We start from the raw sequence: 7,893 nt of genomic DNA on the forward strand, positions 1-7,893 counted from the left end.
CCTTCCGGCCGCACCGCATTCAGGCTTCGGTCAGTCCTTGTTCTTGCGGTTCTTCGCCGGAACGAGGGCTTCGATGTCCGCCGTGCGGATCGTGAAGAGGCGGTTGAGGAGCTTTTCGGCCAACGCCTCGCCGTCGGCGAGCACCTTGAGGTTGAAGGCGTCGAGCTTCGCGCGGGCGGCCTCGTGGTCGCTCTCGAGGAGCGCGAGGTACTCCTCCTCCATCGCCTTCTGCGCCTCGGAGGTCGCCGCTTCGAAGGCGGCGTAGGCTTCACGCACGATCGGGGCGAGCTTGGCGTAGTCCGTCATGGCGAGCGTCTGCACGCGGCGGAACTTCCAGTAGGCCGACTCGGCGTCGCAGTCGGCGGTGCCGCGGCCCCAGGAGTCCGGCACGCGGGTGAGGCCGGCGTAGAAGGGCAGGAACACCGACAGGTCGGCCATGCCCATGGCGATGTAGATCACCTCGCCGATCTCCTTGGGCAGCCACGGACGGACGTGCATCACGTGCGCCTCGTAGGTGCGGAAGACGCTGATCGGACGCCACGGCTCGTCGCCGCGCAGACCGTACTCGTACGGGTCGTGCTCGGTGCCGGCGAAGTGCTCGCGCATCATCGCCTTGGCGTCCTCGACGGTCGCCTTCTTCTCCGGGGTGAGGTAGACGGGGAAGCTGCGGCCCGCGTCGGGGGCCTGCTCGAGCGACGGGTTGAAGTGCTTCTGCATCACCCAGACGCGCGGGTCGTTGTAGATGCGGTCGCGGTCGTCGTCGCGCGTATAGGCCTTCGAGAAGTTGAAGGGGCCATCCTTCGGATCGTAGAGGCCCTTTTCTTCGGCAAACGACACGAGGGTCTTCGAGGCCATCATGTCGGGCGAGGCCGGGTCGTAGTCCTGGAAGCGCCCCTGATTGCCGGAGGCGAAGTACTGGTCCTTGGGCGTGCGCTGGGCGAGCCACTGGTGGCCCGAGCCCGTCTCAAGGTACCAGACCTCGGTCTCGTCGACGAAGGCGACGCCGAAGCCTTCGCCAGCACCCTGGGTTTCGATGATCTCGCCGAGGAGCTTTGCGCCCTCGCGCGCCGTGCGGCAACGCGAGAGAAGCACGTCGGCGATGTCGTCCTCGGTGATGCCCGTTTCCTTCACGTACGGGTCGACGGCGAGGGCGGCCTCGCTCGCGAAGATCGACTCGGTGCCCGTGAGGCCAAGGCCCGCTTCGTTGAAGCCCACGGCGCCGTGGAGCCCGGTCTTCCAGTTCGGAACGGTCGTGTAGCGCAGCGACTCTTCGGGGAGCGGATAGGTGAAGTCGTTCACGCCCCCGTGGGCCTTCGTGCTGTAGAGGCCCTTCTGGCCCTTCACGGCCGGATGGATCACGAAGTGCTGGGCCTTGAGGGCGGCGCTGTCCGCACTGCGGGCGACGATGAAGGAGCCGTCGGCGGTTGCGTTTTCGCTGACAACGAGACTGGTGCACATGCTTGCAGTACTCCCCGAATTCAAAATGTTGTTGGATCCGCATCGGGCCTCAGAGGGCCGCGTGCGGAAGCGGGCGTCCCCGAGTGTATCGGCTCCAAGACGTTCCCGCTCTTGGGAGATCCGCGGATGCGCGAGCCGCGCCCGCTAGAATTTCGGGAGAACATCATCAAAAGGAGTCGCATCTCATGCGCATCGGTTCGAACACCACGGGCTTCGTGAGGATCGCCGCGGGCTGCTTCAGAACGCGACCCGGGGAGCCGGGGAAGAACGCCGCCACGATGCGGCCCCTCTTCGAGGAGGCGGGCCGGACGGACGCGGACCTGCTCGTGCTCCCCGAGCTCGCCCTCACGGGCTACACCGCGGGCGACCTCCTTCTTCGCGCGGGACTCCTCGGCGCGGTCGATGAGGCGCTCCCGGAGCTTTTCGAGGCGTCGCGCACCGCCGCCCCCGAGACGATCATCCTCGCGGGCGCGCCCGTGCGCGCGGACGGCCGGCTCTTCAACTGCGCGCTCTTCATGCAGGCCGGGCGCCTTCTCGCGGTCGTGCCGAAGAGCTTTCTCCCGAACTACCAGGAGTTCTACGAGGCGCGGTGGTTTTCGCCCGCCTCAGAGGCCGTCTCGACCGAGGTTGAGCTCTGCGGCATGCGCGCGCCCTTCGGCACCGACCTCATCGTCGAGTCCGAGAGCGGTCTGCGCGTCGCCGCCGAAATCTGCGAGGACCTCTGGGTCGGCACGCCTCCGGGCGTGGGCGCGGCCGCGGCGGGCGCGAACGTCGTCGCAAACCTGTCCGCGTCGAATGAAACGACGGGCAAGTCCGCCTTCCGCCGCGACCTCGTGCGGCTCGCTTCGGCGCGCTCGCTCTGCGCCTACGCCTACGCATCGTCGGGCCCCGGAGAAAGCACGACCGATCTGGTCTGGAGTGGGCACCTCCTCATCGCCGCGGGCGGACGCATCGCCGCCGAATCCATCTGGCGGCCGGCGCTCGTCTCGGCGGTGGTTGACCTAGAGCGCATCGAGCTCGAGCGGGTGCGCTTGCGCACCGCGCAGGAGGGCGCCGGCGTCCGGCCGGGCGACTACCGGCGCGTCCGGGCGCTCCCAACCCCCGCCGCGAAGCGCGCGCTCTGGCCCGACGCGGTTGAGCCGATGCCGTTCGTGCCGAAGTCGAGCGGCAGGCGGGTCGAGCGTTGCCGCGAAATCCTGCGCATGCAGGCCGCGGGGCTCTCCGAGCGGCTTCAAAAGACCGGCATCCGCCGCCTCGTGATCGGCGTCTCCGGGGGGTTGGACAGCACGCTTGCGCTTCTCGTCGCGCGCGAGGCGTTCGACGCCCTCGGGCGCGATCCGGCCGACATCATCGGCATCTCGATGCCGGGGTTCGGCACGTCGGCGAAGACCAAGGAGAGCGCCGCTGCGCTCATGCGGGCGCTCGGCGTTACGTCGCGCACGATCGACGTGCGTCCGGCCTGCCTGCAGCACTTCCGCGACATCGGCCACCCGGAGGACCGCTACGACGTCGTCTTTGAAAACGCGCAGGCGCGCGAGCGCACGCAGATTCTGATGGACGTCGCGAACGCCGAGGGCGGCCTCGTGCTCGGCACCTCCGACATGAGCGAGCTCGCGCTCGGCTGGGCGACCTTCAACGGCGACCATATGTCGATGTACGCCGTGAATGCGGGCGTGCCGAAGACGCTCGTTAAGCACCTCGTCGAGACGGTCGGAATCGAGCATGCGGAGCTCAAGCCCATCCTCGACGCGATCGTCTCGACCGAAATCAGCCCCGAGCTTCTGCCGCCCGACGCGGCCGGCCGCATCCAGTCGACCGAAGGCACAATCGGGCCCTACGCGCTTCACGACTTCTTCCTCTTCCATTTGATGAGGAACGGCTTCGCGCGCGCGAAGATCGTCCGGCTCGCCAAGACCGCGTTTCCCGGCACGCCTCCCGAGGAGATCGAGCGCGTAGCAGAGATCTTCTTCCGGCGCTTCTATGCGCAGCAGTACAAGCGGAGCAGCATGCCCGACGGCCCGAAGATCGGCTCCGTCGCGCTCTCCCCGCGCGGTGATCTCCGGCTCCCCTCCGACCTCGGCGGCGTCGAGTAGCTGCGCCGCCGCTGTCGGGAAGGCCGGAGCGTCGAAGCGCAAGCCCGGCCGCCCGAAGGGTTCGAAGAACAAGAAAACGCTTGAGCGGGAGGCTATGCTTGCCGCTCAGACTCAGACGCCGGAATCGGCTCTGACGCCGCCTGAAAAGGACTGACCCCGGCGACGCTCAACAGGCGCTCGGAAGGAAATATTCAGCTCCGCCCCGAGCGCCGAGTGTACCTGTCTGAGAGAAATTCACGCAAATAATTAAGAAGGTAATTTGACGACATAGGTCGATCTGAGCTATTAATCAAGTCCCTTGTGGATGCTTGCTCAAGCATCTACAATCCCAAGCAGTTTTAGAAAAAAGCCAGCCATGCAGATCATCGAAAGCAGCTCAGTGGCCGGGGTCATCAAACGCTCATTTGACCGTCCGGGAAGAAACTGGATCAAACACATCGTTTTCCCAGACTTTCAGCGCCCATACTGCTGGTCCTTAAGCGATATTCAGAAGATTCTTGACGATATCGACGAGCTTCGATATTCGCCTGACGAAGAGCAATATCGCGAAGAGGATGAATACTATCTGGGAGCCATCTGCATCATGCCGCTTCGCGACAGCGACAGTCCCGAGCATGCTCACGACATGGCGCTTCTTGACGGCCAGCAGCGGCTCACGAGCCTCATGATTCTGGCCCACGTTCTCTATGAACGCGCTATGCGGAGCAAGGCAGCTGTCCTCCGGCAATATGGCGCAAATATCGCCTGGATCATGGGGCGGGATCTCGTCTGGAAGCGAGCGTTTCTTTATCAGGAACCCGCAACCCTGCGGCAGATTCGTCAAATCTATTTCGCCCTTGACAGGGAATATCGGCAGCTTGAAGCTGACGCGGAGCTCGACGACGCACTGAACGCCGAAGCACTGAGCTTTTACGAAGAAACGCTCCTGCGCGATCTCCAGCGCTTTCGCTACATCCTCCTCTCCGGACGGCTTGCCGTCAACGTACTCCAGAGCCTCAAGGAGGCCGAACAATACTTTCAGGGCGAAAACAACCGCGGACTGCCGATGTCACTCCTCGACATCCTCAAGGCTTATCACATGCGGTTCGAAACGGCGCCGGATCGTCAAACGGAAATTCGGCGCATCTGGAGTGCTTTCAATGAATCGCCGCCGAGCGAATCCAACCGCGAAACGCACGATGACGAAGCTTCGAAGGCTGCTGCCGTCAGACTCGCACAACGGAAAAACGCCGTTGAAGCTCATGTCATCCCGGCGCTTCTGATGCGATGCGACATTGCGCCTTGGCCGGAATGCGCCAATATTCCTCAAAATGCCGACCTGCTCAAAGGCATCATCGGCACTCATCGGCGAGACCGAATCGTTGACGGGAAACTATCCGCATCGACCAACCAGCACCTCTTTGACTTGCTTGAACCCGTTCAGACCGGCATAGGCTTCTTCCGGATGCTCGACCAGTACCGGCGCATAGACGAAGCGCTCGACGAGCTCGAGCAAACGGCTTTCAATCCTGCGAGCGGCTTAAATCTCAATAATGACCAGAGGCTCATCCTCCGGCTTGCGCTCATTGCGTGGACTGACCGCTTTGCTCCGCGCACGGCTTTTAAGAGCGGCTTCTCTTCACAAGCCCTTGCCGCTGCGCTCGCAGCGGATGCTGAATTCCGCACATTTGCCCGCCATTTTGCCCGCTTTCTCAATCGGCTTCGCAATGCAGATAAGCAGATCCCGGGGGCATTTGACCGGCTCGGCAAAGCCGCGCTGCTGCGATGCCTGCGTTACTGGAACGCACGAACGAATCTCATTTTTCTGCCGCACCGTTCAGCAACGCCTGCTGCATGCAAACGCTCACTGCTTCAGGCAACAACGCCGGACGCGATGGAGCCCTACATCGGCAATCCGAGTCGGAGTCAGCGCTATCGGCTTGCCTATGATATGGAGGCCACTCTCGAGGCAACTGAAGCAGTCACTGAGCAAAACACGACGGATGAGGCTTCCGACCATGAATAACACCGCAGCCCAAACGCCTGCTGCCCGTACCCAGCGCTTTTCTTCGAAAAGTCTCAGCATAGGTTCCCTCGGAATCGATCAGGCGCGCTACGTCATTCCGGTCTATCAGCGGCCTTATGCTTGGACTTCCGTGCAGGTGTCGCAGCTGATGCAGGATCTGCTGGACTTCTACCGCAGTCCCGATATTCAGAGCACCTATTCGCTCGGCACAATCGTCTGCGATCAGGAGACGCCCGGCGTTTTCTCCATTCTGGACGGTCAGCAGCGGCTCACGACGATTGACCTCCTGCTCGAGGAAATCAGCCGCCGGCTCGATCGACCGGCAAACGAGAAGCATAAGCGAATCATATCGGCCTACCGGTACTTGAGCGGCATGGAAGCGAGTTGCGAGAGTCCGCTGCCGGCCTGCACAGAACAAAGGAACCGCATTGCCGGTGCACTCACCGAATTCATCGAGCGCCAGGGGCTGCGGAAAGATTTGGCGACGCAGGCCTTTCTCAGGGCTTTTGAAGCGTGCATTCACGATCGCGTGAGCATTCGACGCGTCGTGATACCGCTCTCCGACAAGGTCGAAAACGAAGCGCCCGCCATGTTTGAAATCATCAATATGCGCGGGCAGCAGCTCTCAGCACTCGACATTCTGAAGTCGCGTTTGCTGTCGCGGTTCAGCGAAAAGGACCGCTTCGGCCGAGCGTTGTTTACGCATCTCTGGCGTAGCACCGATGAGCGTCTGGTTTCCCCGACTGAAGCTGCCAAAGGCTACGACCTGACGGGGTGGCAATCGGGCCAAGTCTCTCCATCGGGTTCCAAGAATGCAACCGATGACACGCCGATCTCCGCCGCGCTGACGATTGATGAGATTATTGCCGGCGCAGGCGAAATGCCGCTCGAATCGGGTGACAAAAAAGGACGGACCGACAAGCCGCTCGAGAGCGAAACGGATCAGCCCCCAGCGGCTGATGAGGAGAGCCGAGAAGAATTTGTTCCGCCGATTGACATGATGAACATGCTCGTCATCGCCAATGAGCTTTTCAAGTATGACAAGGCCAGAACCGCCGCTGACGGAAACGGCCCGCTGCCCACCTACGAAGCGCTGGCGACCACGAACTTTGACAGCCGGTTCGATCATATTGTGCAGGCCGAGGCGCCCGGCACAGCCGATGTATGGCGCCTGATGGGAGCGCTCTCGCTTGTCCTTCAGACGGTTGGCGCCTGGGGACGCTATCGTCAGGGAGAGAATGAGGCATTTGAAAGCGCCCCCAATGCTTTCAATCAGCTGATTCAGACTTTTATGGCCGCAGGCGGCTTCAGCGCTTCGGGGCAATACTGGCTTCTCGTGCTTTCGGCGACAGCGCTGGAAATGAGTCTCGGCACCGACGGCAAACTGCCCGACAGCCCAGAAGCTTTCCTCGTCATGAAAAAGCCCGAATTTGCGAAGATCCGCAAGATTGCTCAGCTTCGGCTGCTCGCCTGGGCCTACCGCGCCGCAGAAGCCGGTCAAGCCCGAGGAGCCGAAGGCGTATTTAAACTGACAGCAGAAACACCCTCAGAAAACCAAGCTCAGGCCCAGTTGCTGGCTGCGCAAGCCGCCGTTGAAGCCGCTGCGCCCGGGTGGCATTACCACGACGGCACCCTCTCTCAGTTTGATCTTTTCCTGACGGACTATGTGCTCTGGGTCGACGGTCACACTGGCGGAAACCGCCCTTTTGCTGCTCTGAAGCATGCTATGGATGCTTTTGCAGAGAAGGCTCAGTCCCCAGAGGAGACTGAACTGGCCCGTGCCTTCCGAGCATTCAATTGGACGGCCTTCGAAGAAAAGGCCCAGACGCTGCGCATCGTTGCCCGAAGCGACATCGAGCATTGGCTGGCCCGCAACCGTGCTGATCTTGGGAAGGATGCTGACGCCGCCGGCGAAGAGTTGCTTCGCCGACATGGCTTTGGCAACCTCGCGCTCATCAATGAGAGCGACAATTCATCCCTAGGCAACGGCGCGCCCGCCGGCAAGGCGGAGCTGGTGCTTAAGCGCATGTCTAATCCGACGCCTAAACTCCTTTGGCTCGCCGTACTCAGTCAGCAGTTCCCGAATCTGGACGGGCACCATGTTGAAGGACTCACAAAGCTCTGGGCTTCCTACATCGGCGAATTTTCATTCGGGTGATGTGCTGCACTGGCGGACCTACGCTCTAGCCTGAATCCTGAAAGTTGATGCCGTGAAGAGGTAGTCATGACATCAACTTTCGAGGCTTCGTGCATACATGTGGGTAGGTGTCGCCTCGATGCGGGGCTGATCCTCCCGAGCCTCACGGCGGCGAGTGCGGGAGGGTTTCAGGGAGGGCG

Annotated in this window: 4 protein-coding genes; 3 read left to right on the forward strand and 1 reads right to left on the reverse strand. The window is 62.2% G+C overall.

Annotated features, from left to right (window positions below; all coding sequences use genetic code 11):
* Positions 1-30: 30 nt before the first annotated feature.
* A complete protein-coding gene (locus ACT6Y9_RS06770; RefSeq protein WP_443743965.1) occupies positions 31-1,458 on the reverse strand; it encodes a C69 family dipeptidase in 1,428 nt (475 codons plus the stop codon).
* Positions 1,459-1,643: 185 nt separating this feature from the next.
* Between ACT6Y9_RS06770 and ACT6Y9_RS06775 the strand changes: the two genes are divergently transcribed.
* The 3 genes from ACT6Y9_RS06775 (at position 1,644) to ACT6Y9_RS06785 (ending at position 7,714) form a co-directional block, all read left to right on the forward strand.
* On the forward strand, positions 1,644-3,551 hold the full coding sequence (locus tag ACT6Y9_RS06775; protein ID WP_443743966.1) for an NAD(+) synthase: 1,908 nt from the start codon (positions 1,644-1,646) through the stop codon (positions 3,549-3,551).
* Between the two features lie 355 nt (positions 3,552-3,906).
* Positions 3,907-5,556 carry a DUF262 domain-containing protein gene (locus ACT6Y9_RS06780; protein ID WP_443743967.1) on the forward strand — a complete coding sequence of 550 codons (1,650 nt, stop codon included), beginning with the start codon at positions 3,907-3,909 and terminating at the stop codon, positions 5,554-5,556.
* Positions 5,549-7,714 (forward strand): GmrSD restriction endonuclease domain-containing protein, encoded by a 2,166-nt coding sequence (locus ACT6Y9_RS06785; RefSeq protein WP_443743968.1) that lies wholly within the window; start codon positions 5,549-5,551, stop codon positions 7,712-7,714. The genes ACT6Y9_RS06780 and ACT6Y9_RS06785 overlap by 8 nt, the downstream gene beginning before the upstream one ends.
* Positions 7,715-7,893: the final 179 nt, after the last annotated feature.

The sequence above is a fragment of the Sutterella sp. genome (assembly GCF_052272535.1).
GTDB lineage: Bacteria > Pseudomonadota > Gammaproteobacteria > Burkholderiales > Burkholderiaceae_F > Sutterella.